The organism is Pseudomonas sp. S07E 245 (assembly GCF_019599025.1).
In the GTDB taxonomy this organism is placed as follows: Bacteria; Pseudomonadota; Gammaproteobacteria; order Pseudomonadales; family Pseudomonadaceae; genus Aquipseudomonas; species Aquipseudomonas shirazensis.
In genome coordinates, this window is sequence record NZ_CP080625.1 from 2892792 (window position 1) to 2911654 (window position 18863).

Annotated in this window: 20 protein-coding genes; 15 read left to right on the forward strand and 5 right to left on the reverse strand. The window is 63.0% G+C overall.

The annotated features are described in order from the left end of the window. Positions 1 to 3: 3 nt before the first annotated feature. On the reverse strand, positions 4 to 381 hold the full coding sequence (locus tag K3F44_RS13325) for a hypothetical protein (protein WP_103438834.1): 378 nt from the start codon (positions 379 to 381) through the stop codon (positions 4 to 6). Positions 382 to 611: 230 nt separating this feature from the next. On the opposite strand from K3F44_RS13325, the gene K3F44_RS13330 reads away from it, so the two are divergent. Next, on the forward strand, positions 612 to 1910 hold the full coding sequence (locus tag K3F44_RS13330; protein WP_188035383.1) for a serine/threonine protein kinase: 1299 nt from the start codon (positions 612 to 614) through the stop codon (positions 1908 to 1910). After that, positions 1903 to 2718, forward strand: a complete 816-nt coding sequence (locus K3F44_RS13335) for a VacJ family lipoprotein (protein ID WP_101321683.1) — start codon at positions 1903 to 1905, stop codon at positions 2716 to 2718. Before K3F44_RS13330 ends, K3F44_RS13335 begins: the two co-directional genes overlap by 8 nt. Positions 2719 to 2753: 35 nt before the next feature. Here K3F44_RS13335 and K3F44_RS13340 read toward each other — a convergent pair whose 3' ends face one another. Together K3F44_RS13340 and K3F44_RS13345 are read right to left on the reverse strand one after the other, a co-directional pair. Continuing rightward, positions 2754 to 3896 (reverse strand): patatin-like phospholipase family protein, encoded by a 1143-nt coding sequence (locus K3F44_RS13340; RefSeq protein ID WP_220632407.1) that lies wholly within the window; start codon positions 3894 to 3896, stop codon positions 2754 to 2756. Positions 3897 to 3921: 25 nt separating this feature from the next. After that, complete coding sequence (locus K3F44_RS13345) at positions 3922 to 4857, reverse strand: lipid A biosynthesis lauroyl acyltransferase (protein ID WP_101321685.1); 936 nt, start codon at positions 4855 to 4857, stop codon at positions 3922 to 3924. 111 nt (positions 4858 to 4968) lie between these two features. Between K3F44_RS13345 and minC the strand changes: the two genes are divergently transcribed. The 7 genes from minC to K3F44_RS13380 all read left to right on the forward strand — a co-directional run bounded on the left by minC (position 4969) and on the right by K3F44_RS13380 (position 11518). Next, the gene (minC, locus tag K3F44_RS13350; protein WP_150572547.1) at positions 4969 to 5727 is read left to right on the forward strand and encodes a septum site-determining protein MinC; all 759 of its coding nucleotides are present in this window, start codon (positions 4969 to 4971) and stop codon (positions 5725 to 5727) included. Between the two features lie 100 nt (positions 5728 to 5827). Further along, positions 5828 to 6640: a septum site-determining protein MinD gene (gene minD / locus K3F44_RS13355; protein WP_101321687.1), complete on the forward strand. Its 813-nt coding sequence runs from the start codon at positions 5828 to 5830 to the stop codon at positions 6638 to 6640. Between the two features lie 3 nt (positions 6641 to 6643). Next, positions 6644 to 6898, forward strand: coding sequence for a cell division topological specificity factor MinE (minE, locus tag K3F44_RS13360; protein ID WP_101321688.1), 255 nt, complete (start codon positions 6644 to 6646; stop codon positions 6896 to 6898). 138 nt (positions 6899 to 7036) lie between these two features. Continuing rightward, positions 7037 to 7672 (forward strand): RluA family pseudouridine synthase, encoded by a 636-nt coding sequence (locus K3F44_RS13365; protein WP_220632408.1) that lies wholly within the window; start codon positions 7037 to 7039, stop codon positions 7670 to 7672. Between the two features lie 71 nt (positions 7673 to 7743). Then, positions 7744 to 9033, forward strand: coding sequence for a M18 family aminopeptidase (locus K3F44_RS13370; protein WP_101321690.1), 1290 nt, complete (start codon positions 7744 to 7746; stop codon positions 9031 to 9033). A 95-nt stretch (positions 9034 to 9128) separates the two neighbouring features. Next, positions 9129 to 9296, forward strand: a complete 168-nt coding sequence (locus K3F44_RS13375) for a hypothetical protein (RefSeq protein WP_178080787.1) — start codon at positions 9129 to 9131, stop codon at positions 9294 to 9296. Positions 9297 to 9340: 44 nt separating this feature from the next. Next, the gene (locus K3F44_RS13380; RefSeq protein WP_220632409.1) at positions 9341 to 11518 is read left to right on the forward strand and encodes a mechanosensitive ion channel family protein; all 2178 of its coding nucleotides are present in this window, start codon (positions 9341 to 9343) and stop codon (positions 11516 to 11518) included. 9 nt (positions 11519 to 11527) lie between these two features. Here the strand turns inward: K3F44_RS13380 and K3F44_RS13385 are convergent, their stop codons facing one another. Next, a complete protein-coding gene (locus K3F44_RS13385; protein ID WP_220632410.1) occupies positions 11528 to 12241 on the reverse strand; it encodes a UTRA domain-containing protein in 714 nt (237 codons plus the stop codon). Between the two features lie 329 nt (positions 12242 to 12570). On the opposite strand from K3F44_RS13385, the gene K3F44_RS13390 reads away from it, so the two are divergent. From K3F44_RS13390 to K3F44_RS13415, 6 genes are all read left to right on the forward strand, one after another. Next, complete coding sequence (locus K3F44_RS13390) at positions 12571 to 13632, forward strand: ABC transporter substrate-binding protein (RefSeq protein WP_220632411.1); 1062 nt, start codon at positions 12571 to 12573, stop codon at positions 13630 to 13632. Between the two features lie 94 nt (positions 13633 to 13726). Continuing rightward, positions 13727 to 14533, forward strand: a complete 807-nt coding sequence (locus tag K3F44_RS13395) for an alkaline phosphatase family protein (protein WP_101321694.1) — start codon at positions 13727 to 13729, stop codon at positions 14531 to 14533. Next, a complete protein-coding gene (locus K3F44_RS13400) occupies positions 14533 to 15369 on the forward strand; it encodes an ABC transporter permease subunit (RefSeq protein ID WP_188035385.1) in 837 nt (278 codons plus the stop codon). The genes K3F44_RS13395 and K3F44_RS13400 overlap by 1 nt, the downstream gene beginning before the upstream one ends. Beyond that, on the forward strand, positions 15359 to 16153 hold the full coding sequence (locus K3F44_RS13405; RefSeq protein ID WP_150570918.1) for an ABC transporter permease: 795 nt from the start codon (positions 15359 to 15361) through the stop codon (positions 16151 to 16153). The genes K3F44_RS13400 and K3F44_RS13405 overlap by 11 nt, the downstream gene beginning before the upstream one ends. Before the next feature lies 1 nt (position 16154). After that, entirely contained in the window at positions 16155 to 17144 is a 990-nt protein-coding gene (locus K3F44_RS13410) for an ABC transporter ATP-binding protein (RefSeq protein ID WP_150572545.1), read from the forward strand. A gap of 22 nt (positions 17145 to 17166) precedes the next feature. Continuing rightward, complete coding sequence (locus tag K3F44_RS13415) at positions 17167 to 17820, forward strand: HAD family phosphatase (RefSeq protein ID WP_101321698.1); 654 nt, start codon at positions 17167 to 17169, stop codon at positions 17818 to 17820. Between the two features lie 33 nt (positions 17821 to 17853). Here the strand turns inward: K3F44_RS13415 and K3F44_RS13420 are convergent, their stop codons facing one another. Then, complete coding sequence (locus K3F44_RS13420; RefSeq protein ID WP_101321699.1) at positions 17854 to 18816, reverse strand: NAD(P)H-quinone oxidoreductase; 963 nt, start codon at positions 18814 to 18816, stop codon at positions 17854 to 17856. Positions 18817 to 18863 lie beyond the last annotated feature (47 nt).

The window sequence follows — 18863 nt, forward strand, 5'->3', positions numbered from 1 at the left end:
CCTTCATGCCAGCCTGGCGACTTGTGCCTGACGCACCAGGCGCAAGCCGGCCAGGACCACCGCGAACACGGCGATACTGGCGGTATACAGCACCAGCGCGCTGAGCCCGAACAGCAAGCCGACTGCGGCCAGATACCAGCCGGCGCGGCCCTTGAGCAGTTGCGCGAGCACGCTCAGGGCCACAGCCAGCCAGGCAATCAGCTGAAAATGGATCGCCAGGCCCAGCAGCGAGCGCACCTGGCATTGCCAATACTGCGCAGGCACGCCGCACAGGCCAACCCACTGGCCGTCCTCCATCAGCCCGTAGCGCACGCCATAGCTGGCCGCCAGCCATAACGGCAGACACAGCAGCAGGACAATGACGGGCAATGAACGAGGCATGAAGATCTCCGGGCAAATGTAAACAAACGCCAGCATAATCACTGGCGACATCTGTGCAAGGCAAGATTTCCCGGCAGCCGCTATGTTGCACAGAGCGATTGTTACCGCACTATTCACTGGCGCGGTAAAAACTGGCATAACAAATGGCCATACACCCGGCAACTTTGCCTGCTGGGCCGTGGTCAGAGCCTGCGTACCGTCATGCCTTGCCGAATATTCTGGGGGATTCAATGCTTCGATCACTGCGCCTCGCTGCCCTTCTGGGTGGCTTGCTTATGGCTGCGGCCGCCTCGGCGCGGGATATCGACGCCGCCAGCTATGGCTTTCCCTTGACCAACCCGTTCGAGGCGACGATTGCCACCACCCCGCCTGAACTGCGGCCGACGCTGCCCAGTGATGATGACATCACCCAGGCCGACTACAGCCTCACCCTGCGTCCAGAGCGTGAGTTCACCCTGCCGGACAACTTCTGGCCGGTAAAAAAGCTCAAGTACCGCATTGCCCGCCAGGACCACGAAGCGCCGCTGATCTTCATCATTGCCGGCACCGGCGCGCCCTACAGCAGCTCGACCAACGAATACCTGAAAAAGCTCTACTACCAGGCTGGCTTCCATGTCGTGCAGCTGTCGTCGCCGACCAGCTGGGACTTTATGAGCGCCGCCTCGCGCTTCGCCACCCCAGGCGTGACCAAAGAAGATGCCGAGGACCTGTACCGGGTCATGCAGGCGGTGCGTGCGCAGCACCCGCGCCTGCCGATCAAGGACTTTTACCTCACTGGCTACAGCCTCGGCGCCCTCGATGCGGCGTTTGTCAGCCATCTCGACGAAACCCGGCGCAGCTTCAACTTCAAGCGCGTGCTGCTGCTCAACCCGCCGGTCAACCTCTACACCTCGGTGAGCAACCTCGACAAGCTGGTGCAGACCCAGGTCAAGGGCATCGACCGCAGCACCACGTTCTACGAACTGATGCTGGAAAAGCTCACCCGTTACTTCCAGGACAAGGGCTACATCGACCTCAACGACGCGCTGCTGTATGACTTCCAGCGCTCGCGCGAGCACCTGTCCAACGAGCAGATGGCGATGCTGATCGGCACTTCGTTCCGCTTCTCGGCGGCCGACATTGCCTTTACCTCCGACCTGATCAACCGCCGCGGCCTGATTACCCCGCCAAAGCAGCCGATCACCGAAGGCACAAGCTTGACCCCGGCGTTCAAGCGCGCCCTGCAGTGCGACTTCGAGTGCTACCTGACCGAGCAGGTGATCCCGATGTGGCGCGTGCGCACCGACGGTGGCAGCGTGCTGCAGCTGGTCGATCAAGCCAGCCTGTACGCCCTTGAAGGCTACCTGAGCAAAAGCCCGAAGATTGCCGTCATGCACAATGCCGACGACCTGATCCTCGGCCCTGGCGATATCGGTTTTCTGCGTAAAGTATTTGGCGATCGGCTGACCTTGTACCCGCACGGCGGCCATTGCGGCAACCTTAATTACCGCGTCAACAGCGACGCCATGCTGGAGTTCTTCCGTGGTTAAACGACTGCTGCTCGTCACCGCTTTGCTCGCCGCCGGGTATGCCCAGGCCGAGGAGATCGCGCCGCGTACCAGCGTGATCGATGCCAACGTGGCCGATGCGCCGGTCGAGCAAAGCGATGGCTTTCTCGACCCGTTGCGCTCGCTCAAATTCAACCCTGGGCTGGACCAGCGTGAGTTCGAACGCTCGACCCTGACCGCGCTGAATGTCTACGATCCGCTGGAGTCGGTGAACCGGCGCATCTACCACTTCAACTATCGCTTCGATCAGTGGGTGCTGCTGCCTGCCGTCGACGGTTATACCGCGATCACGCCACGCTTCGTGCGTACCGGGGTGAGCAACTTCTTCAGCAACCTTGGCGATGTGCCCAACCTGTTCAACAGCGTGTTGCAGCTCAAGGCCGAGCGGTCGGCGAAGATCACTGCAAGGCTGATGTTCAACACCATCATCGGTGTCGGCGGCCTGTGGGACCCGGCGACCAAGATGGGCCTGCCGCGCCAGAGTGAAGACTTCGGCCAGACCCTGGGCTTCTATGGTGTACCCGACGGGCCGTACATCATGCTGCCGATCCTCGGCCCATCGAACCTGCGCGACACCACCGGGGTGGTGGTGGACTACGCCGGCGAACAGTCGATCAACTACCTGGACATGGCCAATTTCACCAGCGATCACCCGGAGATTCTGTTCCTACGGGCTGTGGACAAGCGCTACACCACTGCCTTCCGTTATGGCCAGCTGAATTCGCCGTTCGAATACGAGAAGGTGCGCTACGTCTACACCCAGGCGCGCAAACTGCAGATCGCCGAGTAATCAGCATATTTGGGGCCGCTTTGCGGCCCCAAAACTCACAAGCCGAGAAAACGACTCAGCGCCCCACGCTTGGCCAGGGCATCGCGCCGGCCAAGCTCGATCAGCTCGCTGCAATAACTCGCCTCGAACAGCAAATAGCTCAACACCCCTGCCCCACTGGTACGAGTCGCCCCCGGCCCGCGCAGGAACATGCGCAAGGCCGCCGGCAGCTGGCGTCGATGGCGAGCGGCGATTTCATCCAGCGGCTGGCTCGGCGCAACCACCAGTACCTCGATCGGTGCCAGGCCCAGCGCCCGCGCATTCAAATGCGCCGGCAGCAGGTGGCTGAGGTGATTGAGCCGTTGCAGTAGCTCGATGTCGTCTTCCAGGCTGTCGATGAAGGTGCTGTTGAGCATGTGCCCGCCGATCTGCGCCAGGCTTGGCTGGCGACCGCTGAACAGACGCTGGCTGGGCAACGGCGACGCCGGCCGTTGCGGGTTGCCGCTGACGCCGACCACCAGCACCCGGCTCGCGCCCAGGTGCAACGCTGGGCTGATCGGCGCCGACTGGCGCACCGCACCATCGCCAAAGTATTCGTCGCCAAGCTTGACCGGGGCAAACAGCAAAGGGATCGCCGAGCTGGCCAGCAAGTGCTCGATGCTGAGCGCGGTTGGCACACCAATACGCCGATGGCGCAGCCATGGCTGAATGGTCTCGCCGCCTTGATAGAAGGTCACTGCCTGGCCCGAGTCGTAGCCAAAGGCGGTGACGGCCACCGCCCGCAATTGCTCGCTGGCCAGCGCCTCGCCAATGCCGTCAAGATGCAGGTGCGCTTGCAACAGGCCACGCAGCGGACTGCTGTCGAGCAACGCCACCGGGACATCGCCGCCAACACCCAGCAAGCTGTGGCTGACGAAGCGACTGGCCTGGCGAATCACCCCGGGCCAGTCGCTGCGCAGCACCAGATGGCTGCTGAAGTTCTGCCAGAAGGCGGTCAGGCGCTGCACCGATTCGGCAAAACGAGTTGCACCGCTGGCCAGGGTCACCGCATTGATGGCCCCGGCCGAGGTGCCGACGATCACCGGGAACGGGTTGGCCGCGCCAGGCGGCAGCAACTCGGCAATACCTGCCAGCACCCCCACCTGATAAGCCGCGCGGGCACCGCCGCCAGAGAGAATCAGGCCCGTGGTTGCAGTCATGAGATCCTCCCTGGATGCGCTGGCGTCAGCGCTGCTTCTTGTCGTACAGCCGTGGCGCGCCTTCAGGGCGCGACTTGAAGCGGCGATGCGCCCACAGGTACTGCTCCGGGCATTCACGCAGCACGCTCTCGACCCACTGGTTGATGCGCAGGCAGTCGGCCTCCTCGGTCTCGCCCGGGAAGTCCTGCAGCGGTGGATGCACAACCAAACGGTAACCGCTGCCATCCTCAAGCCGGCGCTGAGTGAACGGAATCACCCGCGCCTTGCCCAGACGGGCAAACTTGGTGGTGGCGGTAACCGTTGCCGCCGGGATACCGAACAGCGGCACGAACACACTCTGCTTGGCGCCGTAGTCCTGATCCGGTGCGTACCAGATCGCGCGGCCGCTGCGCAGCAGCTTGAGCATGCCGCGCACGTCCTCGCGCTCGATCGCCAGCGAATCGAGGTTATGCCGCTCGCGGCCACTGCGCTGGATGAAGTCGAACAGCGGATTGCCATGCTCGCGGTACATGCCGTCGATGGTGTGCACCTGGCCGAGCAGTGCGGCGCCGATTTCCAGGGTGGTGAAGTGCACCGCCATCAGAATCGCGCCCTGGCCATCGCGCTGGGCGGCCTGCAGGTGCTCGATGCCTTCGATATGCGCAAGCTGCGCCAGCCGGGCCTTTGGCCACCACCAGCTCATGGCCATTTCGAAGAAGGCGATGCCGGTGGAGGCGAAGTTTTCTTTGAGCAACCGCAGCCGTTGGTCGGCGGAAAGCTCAGGGAAGCACAGCTCGAGGTTGCGCGCAGCGATGCGCCGACGCTCGCCGGCAAAGCGATACATCACCGCGCCCAGCGCACGGCCGAGCGCCAGCAGTGCCCGATACGGTAGTTGCACAGTCAGCCACAGCAGCCCCAGGCCCAACCACAGGCCCCAGAATCGCGGGTGGAGAAAATAACGACGAAAACGCGGGCGTTCCATTCAAGCTTCCGGAAAGACAAAGGCCGCGCATTCTACAACGGATCGCCGCCGGTTGCGGGCAACCCGCGTTCTCGTTATAAGTCAGGGCACTTTTTCCGTTACAAGCCGTCTATGCAGACCATGAGCCCAAACCACACCCCCGAACACGCACCCGCGTTCCAGCTCAAGGGCAGCATGCTTGCCATTACCGTTCTGGAACTGGCGCGCAACGACCTTGAATCGCTGGACCGCCAGCTGGCGGCAAAAGTCGCCCTGGCACCGAACTTCTTCAGCAATACCCCACTGGTGCTGGCGCTGGACAAACTGCCGGCCGGCGAAGGCGCCATCGATTTGCCCGGGCTGATGCGCATCTGCCGCCACCATGGCCTGCGCACTCTGGCGATCCGCGCCAACCGTATCGAAGACATCGCTGCGGCGATTGCCATCGACCTGCCCGTGCTGCCGCCGTCCGGTGCCCGCGAGCGGCCATTGGAGCCTGAGCCGGAAGTCAAGAAGCCCGAGCCAGAACCGGCGCCCGTGGTACCCGCCGAGCCGGAAGTGCGGCCGACCCGGATCATCACCACGCCGGTGCGCGGTGGCCAGCAGATCTACGCCCAGGGCGGTGACCTGGTGGTGACCACATCGGTCAGCCCGGGTGCGGAACTTCTTGCCGATGGCAACATCCATGTCTACGGCGCAATGCGTGGTCGGGCCCTGGCGGGGATCAAGGGCAACACCAAGGCGCGCATCTTCTGCCAGCAGATGACCGCAGAGCTGGTCTCGATTGCCGGTCAGTACCGGGTCTGCGAAGACCTGCGCCGCGACCCACTTTGGGGTTCGGGGGTACAGGTCAGCCTGTCTGGCGATGTGTTGAACATCACCCGGCTTTAACGGATACTTGCGGCATTTTTAGAGCAACTTTTTCATCGTTGCCGTTTTGTGCTTTTTCAGGGACTGCTGTCCCGACTATTTTATTTAGGGGTGAAACACCTTGGCCAAGATTCTCGTGGTTACTTCCGGCAAAGGGGGTGTGGGCAAGACCACCACCAGCGCCGCCATCGGTACCGGCCTGGCCCTGCGCGGGCACAAGACTGTCATCGTCGACTTCGACGTCGGCCTGCGTAACCTCGACCTGATCATGGGCTGCGAGCGTCGCGTGGTGTATGACTTCGTCAACGTGGTCAATGGCGAAGCCAACCTGCAGCAAGCACTGATCAAGGACAAGCGCCTTGAGAACCTGTTCGTGCTGGCTGCCAGCCAGACCCGCGACAAGGACGCGCTGACTCAGGAAGGCGTCGAGAAGGTCCTGATGGACTTGAAGAAAGACTTCGAATATGTGGTCTGCGACTCCCCTGCCGGTATTGAAAAGGGCGCCCACCTGGCCATGTACTTCGCTGACGAAGCGATCATTGTGACCAACCCGGAAGTGTCTTCGGTACGTGACTCGGATCGTATGCTCGGTCTGCTGGCGAGCAAGTCGCGCCGCGCCGAGCGTAATGAAGACCCGATCAAGGAACACTTGCTGATCACCCGCTACCACCCAGAGCGCGTAAGCAAAGGCGAAATGCTCGGGGTCGACGACGTCAAGGACATCCTTTCGGTAGATCTGATCGGCGTGATTCCGGAGTCCGAAGCCGTACTCAAAGCCTCGAACCAGGGCGTGCCGGTCATCCTCGACGATCAGAGCGATGCGGGCCAGGCCTACAGCGACACCATCGACCGCCTGCTCGGGAAAAACCTTCCGTTGCGGTTCATCGAAATGCCGAAGCAAGGATTCTTCGCGCGCCTGTTTGGAGGCAAGTAAACCATGAACCTTTTTGACTTCTTTCGTGGCAGACAGAAACAGAGCAGTGCGTCGGTAGCGAAAGAGCGTCTACAGATCATCGTGGCGCACGAGCGCGGTCAGCGCACCACGCCGGACTACCTGCCGGCGCTGCAGAAAGAGCTGGTCGAGGTGATCCGCAAGTACGTCAATATCGGCAACGATGACGTGGTGGTTGCCCTGGAGAACCAAGGCAGCTGCTCGATCCTCGAGCTGAACATCACCCTGCCCGAGCGTTAATCAACGCTGCAGGCACACCTGCAGGAGCGGCCCTGAACCGCGAAGCAGCCACTGACGCAACCAGAACATCTGGTGCCGACCGTGGCTGTTTTGCGGTTCAGGGCCGCTTTTGTCAGTTTTTCCAGAGAAGACGCAACAATGCCCCTGTCGAACGTGCACATCCTTCATCAGGACGACGCTGTCCTGGTCATCAACAAGCCGACCCTGCTGCTTTCGGTGCCGGGCCGCGCCGACGACAACAAGGACTGCCTGATCACCCGCCTGCAGGAAAACGGCTACCCGGAAGCGCTGATCGTGCATCGCCTCGATTGGGAAACCTCGGGGATCATCCTGCTCGCTCGGGATGCCGACAGTCATCGGGAACTGTCGCGCCAGTTTCATGATCGCGAAACCGAAAAGGCCTACACCGCACTGTGCTGGGGCCAGCCGGCGCTGGACAGCGGCAGCATCGACCTGCCACTGCGCTATGACCCGCCGACCAAACCGCGGCATGTGGTCGACCACCAGCAAGGCAAGCATGCACTGACCTTCTGGCGCATCGTCGAGCGCTGTGGCGACTATTGCCGGGTCGAGCTGACGCCGATCACCGGCCGCTCGCATCAACTGCGCGTGCACATGCTGTCGATCGGCCATCCGCTGCTCGGCGACCGGCTGTACGCCAACCCGGAGGCGCTGGCCGCCCATGAGCGGCTATGCCTGCACGCGAGCATGCTCAGCTTTACCCATCCGGTCAGCGGTGAGCGCTTGAAGTTCGAGTGCCCGGCTCCGTTCTGAAGTCGCTGTGCGCCGACACAAAACGTCGCAGAACTGCGTTAAACTCGCGCCATTGCTGTCTGGAGTGAACTATGCGCGATGTTTTGAACCAGGGCCTGATCGAATTCCTCAAGGCCTCCCCGACGCCCTTCCACGCCACGGCAAGCCTGGTCCAGCGCCTCGAAGCCGCTGGATTTCAGCGCCTCGACGAGCGTGACAGCTGGGCCACCGTGCCTGGCGGGCGTTACTATCTGACCCGCAACGACTCGTCGCTGATCGCGATCAAGCTCGGTTCCCTGTCACCGCTGCTGAGCGGTATCCGCATGGTTGGCGCGCACACCGACAGCCCGTGCCTGCGAGTCAAGCCGCAGCCTGAACTGCAGCGCCACGGCTTTTTGCAGCTGGGCGTCGAAGTCTACGGCGGCGCGCTACTGGCGCCGTGGTTCGACCGCGACCTGTCGCTGGCCGGGCGGGTGACCTTCCGCCGTGATGGCAAGGTCGAAAGCCAGTTGGTCGACTTCAAGCTGCCGATCGCGGTGATCCCCAACCTGGCGATCCATCTCAATCGCACCGCCAACGAAGGCTGGCCGATCAATGCCCAGCTTGAACTACCGCCAATCATCGCCCAGGTGGCAGGTGACGAGCGGGTCGATTTCCGCGCTGTGCTCACCGAGCAGTTGGCCCGCGAACACGAACTGAATGCCGACGTGGTGCTCGACTACGAGCTGAGCTTCTACGACACCCAGGACGCGGCCCTGATCGGCCTCAATGGTGACTTCATCGCCGGCGCCCGCCTCGACAACCTGCTGTCGTGCTATGCCGGCCTGCAGGCGATGCTGGCAACCGACAGCGACGAGACCTGCGTGCTGGTCTGCACCGACCATGAAGAAGTCGGGTCCAGCTCGGCATGCGGCGCCGACGGCCCAATGCTCGAACAAACCCTGCAGCGCCTGCTGCCGGATGGCGACGAGTACGTTCGCGTGATCCAGCGTTCGCTGATGATCTCGGCCGACAACGCCCACGGCGTGCACCCCAACTACGCCGACAAGCACGACGGTAATCATGGGCCCAAGCTCAATGCCGGGCCGGTGATCAAGGTCAACAACAATCAGCGCTACGCCACCAACAGCGAAACCGCCGGGTTCTTCCGCCACCTGTGCATGGCTGAAGAAGTACCAGTGCAGAGCTTTGTGGTGCGCAGCGACATGGGTTGTGGTTCGACCATTGGCCCGATCACCGCCAGCCACCTGGGTGTGCGCACGGTCGACATCGGCTTGCCGACCTTTGCCATGCACTCGATCCGCGAGCTGTGCGGCAGCCATGACCTGGCTCACCTGGTCAAGGTTCTGAGCGCGTTCTACCGCACCCGCGAACTGCCTTGAAGGCAACCTGCCGAGGGTCAATGGCCACCCTCGGCGCAGCCGCTATGCTGGATGCATAGTGGCTATCCAGTTACCCCGCAGAAGGATTCTGTCGCATGTCGCCCTTTCTCTCGTTGTTCGTTCCGGTATTTCTGTTCCTGATGCTGCTGACCATCGGCTTCAGCCTGCGCGAGCGCAACGCCGGGGTGCTGATGATGTGGATCGGCACCTTGGGCATTTTCGGCATCATGTGCTGGAAGATCCTCGAGAAACTGCCCACATAAACCTCTACACTCGGTCGATCGATTGTCCTGAGGTAGTTTTTCCGGTGCCTGTCTTCCTGCGTTGCCTGACCCTGCTGCTGTTGCTGTTCATCACGCCGAGCTATGCCGCCGGCATTCCCGGCCTGCTCGGCTCGAGCGCGCCGGCACAACCGCAAGCCAGCGAGCCGCTGGCCAAGTCGCTGGACGAGGTGATCAAGAACCTCGAAAACGACCAGCAACGCAGCAAGCTGCTGGCCGACCTGAAAAAACTCCGTGATGCCAGCAAACAGACCCAGGCCAACCCGGAACAAGGCGTGCTCGGGCTCATCAGCGGCGCCCTGCATGACATTGAAAAGCAGTTCAGCGGCGATGAAAGCCCGTTTCGGCGCTGGTCGCTGGAAATCAATCAGGCTCAGGATGAGCTCAGCGCGCTGATCGTGCCGGTGCAGCAGTGGCCGGCGATTCTGTTCGGCTTCGCGGCTGTGATTGCGGTGTGGAGCTTGCTGGCCATGCTGTTCAACTGGATCGGTCAGCGCGTGCGCCTGCGCTTCGGTCTCAAGGCTGAGCTGCCGCAACACCCGCGCACCGGTGACCTGGTGTTGTTTGCCTTGCGCAAACTGGGGCCGTGGCTGGTGGCACTGATCATCACCGTCTACCTGAGCTTCGCCCTGCCCCCCTCGCTGGGCAAATCGATGGCGATGGTGCTGGCTTACGCGTTGGTAGTGGGCACCTGCTTCTCGGCGATCTGCGTGATTGCCTTCTCCCTGCTCGATGGCCCGCACCGCCACCGCGCCCTGCATATTCTGCGGCATCAGGCGTTTCGCCCACTGTGGCTGATCGGCAGTTTCGCGGCGTTTGGCGAAGCGATGAACGACCCGCGCCTGACCGCAGCGCTGGGCACCCATCTGGCCCACGCTCTGGCGACCCTGGCCAACGTGCTGGCGGCGCTGTGCACCGGATTGTTCGTGCTGCGCTTCCGCCGCCCGATTGCCCACCTGATTCGCAACCAGCCACTGTCGCGTCGGCTGAACCGGCGCACCCTGAGTGACACCATCGAGATTCTCGGCAGCTTCTGGTTCATTCCAGCGATGATTCTGGTGGCGATCTCGCTGGTGGCCACCTTCGTTTCCGCTGGCGATACCAGCACAGCCCTGCGCCAGTCGCTGATGTGTACCGTGCTGGTGGTGGTGTGCATGGTGGTCAATGGCCTGGTGCGCCGCCACGCGGCCAACCCGAAGCGGATCAATCGCCGTCAGGCGGTGTATGCCGAGCGCTTGCGCAACTTTGGCTACGCCCTGCTGCATGTGCTGATCTGGCTGGTGTTCATCGAGCTTGGCCTGCGCGTCTGGGGCCTGTCGATGATCGGCTTTGCCGAGGGCGAAGGGCATGACGTCAGCCTGCGTCTGCTCGGCCTGGCCGGTACCCTGATCGCCGCCTGGCTGGTGTGGATCCTCGCCGACACGGCGGTGCATCATGCGCTGGTGCGCTCGCGCCGTGGCCTGGCCAACGCCCGCGCGCAGACCATGATGCCGCTGATCCGCAACGTCATGTTCGTGGCTATCTTCATCATTGCGGTGATTGTCGCCCTGGCCAACATGGGCATGAACGTCACGCCGCTGCTGGCCGGTGCCGGTGTCATCGGCCTGGCCATCGGCTTTGGTGCGCAGTCGCTGGTCGCCGACCTGATCACCGGGCTGTTCATCATCATCGAAGACTCACTGGCCATCGACGATTATGTCGAAGTCGGCGGCCACCTGGGCACCGTCGAGGGCCTGACCATCCGCACCGTGCGCCTGCGCGATATCGATGGCATCGTACATACCATCCCATTCAGCGAAATCAAGAGCATCAAGAACTACTCGCGTGAGTTCGGCTACGCCATCTTCCGCGTGGCCGTGCCTCACGGCATGAGCATCGACAAGGCCATCACCCTGATCCGTGAGGTCGGCCAGACCCTGCGCAGCGACCCGCTGATGCGCCGCAACATCTGGTCGCCACTGGAGTTGCAAGGGGTGGAAAGCTTCGAGGCCGGCCAGGCGATCCTGCGGGCGCGCTTCAAGACTGCGCCGATCAAGCAGTGGGAAGTATCGCGGGCGTTCAACCTGGCGCTCAAACGCCAACTTGACGCAGCCGGCCTCGACCTGGCGATGCCGCGGCTGTCGGTGCAGGTGGTCACCGCCGGTGGCGGCGGGCTGAGCGAAGCGGTTGCCCAGGATGCACCAACAGCGCCGCCGACCCGTTGACTGTTCAGGCTAGCCCGCCTCGGCCCTGATCCGCACGGCATCATGGCGCCAATACTCCAGGTCACAGTCGATCAGATGACCCTGCTGATCGCAGTTGACCCGGGTCACCTGCAGGCCCGGACTGCCCGCTGAGATCTTCAGCGCACTGGCGGCGGCCAGAGGCAACGCGGTGGGCAGGATCTCGAAGCAGACCCGGCCATATTCAATCTGATACTCGCGAGCGTAGATCTCGGTCAGCGACTGACTGAGGTCCTGCTCGAGAATCTGCGGGAAGTACGCTGGCGCCAGGTAGTGCTCGGCATACAGCACCGCGCGCCCGTCAATCCGCCGGACCCGGCAGATCTGCACCACGCTGGACAACCCCGGCAGGCGCAAGCGCGCGCAGATCGCCGCCGAGGCCGGCTGCAGGCGCGCCGACAACAGCTCGGTGGCCGGCACCCGCCCCTGCTCGCGAACCATCGCGTGGAAGTGGCTACGGGCAATCAGGTCATAGCTTAACCGCTGCGGCGCAACGAACCAGCCACGGCGCTCTTCGCGATAGATCAAGCCCTGTGCCTCCAGCTGCAGCAGTGCCTCGCGCAGGGTGATGCGCGTGGTGGCGAAGACTTCACTGAGCTTGCGCTCGGCCGGCAGTTTGCCGCCCGGCGCCAGCAGGCCGTGTTCGATCTGCTCCTGCAGGGCATGACAGATGACTGTTACCGCGCGCGCTGGCGTCGCTTGCATCAAAGGTTACCTATCTGGACTAGTCCAGCCCCACAACAGGGCAACTGGAGAATAGTGCAAGCCTAGGCACAGGCCATGAACATCCGGTTACAGAAGCCCCTCAAGGGTGACATTGAAAATGCATCAGGCCAGGCGAATCAGGGCCTGGGATCTGGTCTACGCTGTATTTTCAGGCATCCCGGTAGGCCGGCCAAGGCGCTGACCTACATCAAACTGTCACGCTGGCGGCCTACCTTGGCGCAAGGTTTGCTGACCTAGACCACTTACGTCACGCGCACGGTTTGCATCCTCATATCGCCTGCAAGGCATTCCCACCCAAGGAGCTTCGGATGAAACAGTTTTTCATGGCGTCATTGCTCGGTTCGGCCATCGCCCTGTGCACCTCGGCAATGGCCGCCGACGACCTCAAGACACTGGAAGATGCAGCCCGCAAGGAAGGCGCGGTGAATAGCGTGGGCATGCCCGATGCGTGGGCCAACTGGAAAGCCACCTGGGATGACCTGGCCAGCAAGTACGGCCTCAAGCACATGGACACCGACATGAGCTCGGCGCAGGAAATCGCCAAGTTCGAGTCGGAAAAGGACAACGCCAGCGCCGACATCGGTGACGTCGGTGCCGCCTTTGGCCCGATCGCCGTGGCCAAGGGCGTGAGCCAGCCGTACAAGCCAAGCACCTGGGACCAGGTACCGACCTGGGCCAAGGACCAGGACGGCCACTGGGCGCTGGCCTACACCGGCACCATTGCTTTCATCATCAACAAGCAACTGGTCAAGGAAGGCGAGCGGCCGAAAACCTGGCACGACCTCGAGAAGGGCAAGTACAAGGTCGCCATCGGTGACGTCGGCACCGCAGCCCAAGCGGCCAACGGCGTGCTCGCTGCGGCCATCGCCTACAAGGGTGATGAACGCAACATCGAGCCAGGCCTGCAGCTGTTCACCAAACTGGCTCAGCAGAAACGCCTGTCGCTGGCCAACCCGACCATCCAGACCCTGGAGAAAGGCGAAGTGGAAGTCGGCGTGGTCTGGGACTTCAATGGCCTGAGCTACCGCCAGCAGATCGACCCTGAGCGCTTCGAGGTGTTGATTCCGGCTGACGGCTCGATTACCTCGGGCTACACCACCATCATCAACAAGTACGCCAAAAACCCCAACGCGGCCAAGCTGGCTCGCGAATACATCTTCAGCGACGCCGGCCAGATCAACCTGGCCAATGGCCACGCGCGGCCGATCCGTGCCGAGCACCTGAAGCTGCCGGCTGATGTACAGGCCAAGCTGCTGCCCAATGAGCAGTACTCGCCGGCCCAGCCAATCAAGGACGCCACAGCCTGGGAGACCACCTCCAAGGCGCTGCCGCAAAAATGGCAGGAGCAGGTCATCATCGAGATGGAATGACGCTTGCTTGGGTAATGCTCTGAACAGCTCTCTGCACCGTAATAGCGGGGCAGAGGGCAACCCCACCGTGTGATCCACCTGCCGTGGAGCCTCCATGCAACACAACGTCATTCTGGTCCTGCTCGACGGCCTCAACCACGAGGTCGCCCACCATGCGATGGGCCACCTGCACGCTTACGTCGAGGCTGACCGCGCTGCGCTGTACCGGGTCCAGTGCGAGCTGCCGTCGCTGTCGCGGCCGCTTTACGAGTGTATTCTCACCGGCGTACCACCGCTGGAAAGCGGCATCGTCCACAACAACGTCAACCGCCTGTCCAACCAGCGCAGCGTGTTTCACTACGCCCGCGAGGCAGGCCTGGGCACTGCGGCTGCGGCCTATCACTGGATGAGCGAGCTGTACAATCGCTCGCCGTTCGACCCGCTGCGCGATCGCCATACCCATGCGCCAAAGCTGCCGATCCAGCACGGGCTGTTCTACTACGCCGATCACTACCCCGACTCGCACCTGCTGGCCGACGCCGAGTACCTGCGCCGCCGCCACGCCCCGAATTTCCTGCTGGTGCACCCGATGAACATCGACGATGCCGGCCATCGTCATGGCCTCGACAGCAGCCAGTACCGCAATGCCGCGCGCGGTGCCGACATCCTCTTGGCCGACTACCTGCCGCGCTGGCTCGAAGAGGGTTACCAGGTGCTGGTGACCGCCGACCATGGCATGAACAACGACCGCTCGCACAATGGCCTGCTGGCCGAGGAGCGCGAGGTGCCGCTGTTCGTCTTCGGCAGCGCCTTCAGCCTCGACCAGAATGCCAAGCCGCTGCAGACCGAGCTGTGCGGAACGATCTGCGAGCTGCTCGGCGCCGCCCATGACAAAAGCGTTTGCCGCGAGCTGCTGTCGTGATGGCCGGCACCCGCGGGCGCTACCTGGCCATGCTCTGCCTGCTGCCGTTCGCGCTGTTCTTTCTGGTGTTCCAGATCGCGCCGCTGGGCTGGGTGGCGATTCACAGCGTGCAGGCCGAGGGCGGCTGGAGCCTGGACAACTTCAGCAAGGTGTTCGCCTCCAAGTTTTATCTGCAGGCGCTGCAGCGCAGCCTGGAGATCAGCTTCTGGTCGAGCCTGTTCGGCATCATCATTGCCACCCTTGGCGCCTATTCGCTGCGCCAGGTCGACTCGAAGCTGCGCGACTTCGTCAGTGCCTTCGCCAACATGACCAGCAACTTCGCCGGAGTGCCGCTGGCCTTCGCTTTCATCATTCTGCTCGGCTTCAACGGCGCACTGACCTTGCTGCTGAAGCAGATCGGCCTGCTCGAAGACTTCAGCATCTATTCCAAGACCGGCTTGATCCTGGTGTACACCTACTTCCAGATCCCGCTCGGCGTGTTGCTGCTGTACCCGGCGTTCGACGCCCTGCGTGAAGACTGGCGCGAATCTGCGGCGCTGCTCGGCGCCAGCCACTGGCAATTCTGGCGGCACATCGGCCTGCCGGTGCTGACCCCGGCGCTGCTCGGCACCTTCGTGATTCTGCTGGCCAATGCCCTCGGTGCCTACGCCACGGTCTATGCACTGACTACGGGCAATTTCAACGTGCTGCCGATCCGCATCGCGGCGCTGGTGGCGGGCGACATCAGCCTCGACCCGAACCTGGCCAGCGCCCTGGCGATGGTGCTGGTGGGGCTGATGACGCTGGTCACGGTGGTTCATCAATGGCTGTTGAAGAGGAGCTACCATGCGCGCTGAATCCCGCCCTGGCGGCTGGTACCACCGCGCCGTGGTCTACCTGCTGTTTCTGATCCTGCTGCTGCCGCTGGCCGGCACCCTGCTCTACTCGCTGTCGACCAGCTGGTCGGCGAGCCTGTTGCCTAGCGGCCTGACTTTCAAATGGTACGCGGCGCTGTGGAGCGAGCCGCGCTTTCTGGCCGCCTTCGGCCAGTCGCTACTGGTGTGTGTCGGCGCGCTGCTGTTGTCGGTGGTGCTGATCCTGCCATTGCTGTTTGTGGTGCATTACCACTTCCCGCGGCTGGATGCGCTGATGAACATCCTCATCCTGCTGCCGTTTGCGGTACCGCCGGTGGTGTCGTCGGTGGGCTTGCTGCAGCTGTATGGCAGCGGGCCGATGGCGATGGTCGGCACGCCGTGGATTCTGATCGGCTGCTACTTCACCGTAGCGCTGCCGTTCATGTACCGGGCCATCACCAACAACCTGCAGGCGATCAACCTGCGCGACCTGATGGACGCTGCCCAACTGCTCGGTGCCAGCACCTGGCAGGCGGCGTTTCTGGTGGTGCTGCCAAACCTGCGCAAGGGCCTGATGGTGGCGCTGTTGCTGTCGTTCTCGTTTTTGTTCGGCGAATTCGTGTTCGCCAACCTGCTGGTCGGCACCCGCTACGAAACGCTGCAGGTGTACCTGAACAACATGCGCAACAGCAGCGGCCACTTCAACAGCGCGCTGGTGATTTCCTATTTCGCCTTCGTCCTGGTGTTGACCTGGGTGGCCAATCGCTTGAACAAGGACAAACCCTGAGATGAGCTTCGTCAGCGTAGAGAAACTGCAAAAGAGTTACGCCGGCAGCCCGGTGTTCGACGATATCGACTGCCAGATCCAGCGCGGCGAATTCGTCACCCTGCTCGGCCCGTCCGGTTGCGGCAAGTCGACCTTGCTGCGCTGCATTGCCGGGCTGACCCCGGTCGACAGCGGCCGGATCCTCCTCGACGGCCACGACCTGGTGCCGCTGAGCCCGCAAAAACGCGGCATCGGCATGGTCTTTCAGAGCTATGCACTGTTCCCCAACATGACCGTCGAGCAAAACGTCGCCTTCGGTTTGCGCATGCAGAAAACCCCTGCTGAAGAAAGCCGCACGCGGGTGCGCGAAGTGCTCGAGCTGGTCGAGCTGGGCAGCTTTGCCGGGCGCTATCCGCATCAGTTGTCGGGCGGCCAGTGCCAGCGGGTGGCGCTGGCCCGATCGCTGGTGACCAGGCCGCGCCTGTTGTTGCTGGATGAGCCACTGTCGGCACTGGATGCACGTATTCGCAAGCACCTGCGCGAGCAGATTCGGGCAATTCAGCGCGAGCTGGGGCTGACCACGATCTTCGTCACCCACGACCAGGAAGAGGCGCTGACCATGTCCGACCGCATCTTCCTGATGAACCAGGGCCGGATCGTCCAGAGTGGCGACGCCGAAACCCTCTACACCGCGCCGGTGGACCTGTTTGCCGCAGGCTTTATCGGCAACTACAACCTGCTCGATGCCGATAGCGCCAGCCGCCTGTTGCAACGCCCGGTCAGCAGCCGCCTGGCGATCCGCCCCGAGTCGATCAGCCTGAGCCTCACCGGTGAATTGGACGGCCAGGTGCGCAGCCATAGCCTGCTCGGCAACGTCATCCGCTATCGGGTCGAGGTGCGCGGTGTCGAACTGGTGGTTGACGTGCTCAATCGCTCGTCAGAGGATCTGCATGCGGACGGTCAACGGGTATCCTTGGCTATCGACCCAACGGCGCTACGCGAAGTGGCATAGAAGTAGCTCAGGAGAAGTACCGATGGCTTTGGCAATTTTCGATCTCGATGAAACCTTGATCCATGGCGACTGCGCGTCGCTGTGGAGTGAGCACATGGTGCGGCTGGGCTGGGTCGATGGCGAGTCGTTTCTACGCCGTGACCGCGAGCTGATGGAAGCGTACAGCAAGGGTGAGATGGCCATGGAAGACTACATGGCCTTCAGCCTCGAGCCGGTTGCCGGGCGCACACTGGAGGAGTTGGCGCACCTGGTCGAGCCATGGGTGGAAGATGTGATCGAGCCGATCATCTACGGCGACGCCTGCCGCTGCATTGCCGAGCACCGCAAGCAAGGTGATCGGGTGCTGATCATCTCGGCTTCTGGCACCCACCTGGTCGGGCCGATTGCAGCCCGCTTGGGTGTAGACGAGTACCTGGCGATCGAACTGGAAGCGGTCAATGGCGTGTACACCGGCAACACTCATGGCGTGCTGACCTACCGCGAGGGCAAGATCACCCGGCTGCTGGAGTGGCTGGATCAGGAACAGGAAAACCTCGAGGGCGCGAGTTTCTATTCGGACTCGCGCAATGACCTGCCGCTGCTGCTCAAGGTCGATCATCCCAGGGCAGTCAACCCTGACCCGGTCCTGCGCGCCCATGCCGAGCAGCATGGCTGGCCGATCCTCGCCTGGAAGTGAAACAGCCGGGGCCTGAGCCCCGGCATGGCTGACTCAGGCCAGCGTCTGGTCGATCACCAGCACCAGCTTGCCGGAGACCTGATTGGTCGCAAGCTCGGCGTAGGCGGCCTCGGCGAACGCGACCGGATAGGTGTCCACCAGTTGCGCCTTGAGCCGGCCATCGGTGAACAACGGCCAGACCTGCTGGCCGAGCTCCTTGAGCAGTTCGGCCTTGAAGTCATCATCGCGATTGCGCAAGGTCGAGCCGGTCAGCTGCAGGCGCTTGCCGAGAATCTGCGCCAGGTCCAGTTCGACCTTGCGCCCGCCCATCAAGCCGATCATCACCCAGCGCCCGTCGCGGGCCAGCAGCTCGACATTGAGCGGGCCGTAGCTGGCGCCAACCGGGTCAAGGATCACGTCGAACGGGCCCAGTTGCTTGAGGTCATCGAGGTTGGCATTGCGCACCACCCCACCGGCAGCGCCCAGCGCCTCGCAGTAGGCCAGCCGCTCTGGCGAGCCGACGCTGACCCAGACCGCATTACCCAGCGCCTTGCACAGTTGAATCGCCGCCGAGCCGACGCCACTGGCGCCGGCATGCACCAGCAGTTTTTCCCCAGGCTTGAGCCCGCCGAGCTGGAAGATATTCAGCCAGGCCGTGGCATACACCTCGGGGATCGCCGCCGCTTCGTGCAGGCTCAGGCCCTCGGGCACCGGCAGCACGTGGCGAGCATCGACCACCACTTCCTCGGCCATGCCACCGCCCGCCAGCAGCGCACAGACGCGCTCGCCGACGCGCCAGTCGGTGCCGGGGCCGACTTCACTGATGATCCCGGAACATTCCAGCCCCAGGTACGGGCTGGCGCCCGGCGGCGGTGGGTAATTGCCCGCGATCTGGAGCATATCCGCCCGATTCAGGCCTGCCGCGGCTACGCGAATGCGTACCTGGCCGGCATCACAGGTCGGGCGCTCGGCCTCGACCCACTCCACATGTCCGTCAACGCCTTGCAATGCCTTCACAGTGCCTCCATAGTTGAGTCATGACTGAGCCCGGGATCGCCTTGTCC